Source organism: Streptomyces sp. NRRL F-5126 (assembly GCF_000721265.1).
GTDB lineage: Bacteria > Actinomycetota > Actinomycetes > Streptomycetales > Streptomycetaceae > Streptomyces.
In genome coordinates this window covers 1-221 of the sequence record NZ_JOFZ01000160.1, presented here as the reverse complement: position 1 = coordinate 221, position 221 = coordinate 1, and the positions used below count along the sequence as shown (strand labels likewise).

Annotated in this window: 1 protein-coding gene; it reads left to right on the top strand. The window is 67.0% G+C overall.

Going from position 1 to position 221, the window contains the following annotated elements; all coding sequences use genetic code 11:
• Positions 1-221, top strand: a 221-nt coding sequence (locus IH48_RS34165) for a SpnB-like Rossmann fold domain-containing protein (protein ID WP_037844368.1), incomplete at both ends; no start/stop codon positions are given.

Below are 221 nucleotides of genomic sequence, written 5' to 3'. Positions count from 1 at the left end.
CCTGCTCGCCCTGCTCCAGGAATGGCTGACCGACGAGCGCCTCACCACCACCCGCCTGGTCATCTGCACCCGCAACGCCATCGCCACCGACCCCGACGAGGACATCCACGACCTCACCGCTGCACCCCTGTGGGGCCTCATCCGCACCGCACAGAGCGAAAACCCCGACCGCTTCACCCTCATCGACCTAGACACCACCCCGATCAACCCAGCCACTCTCC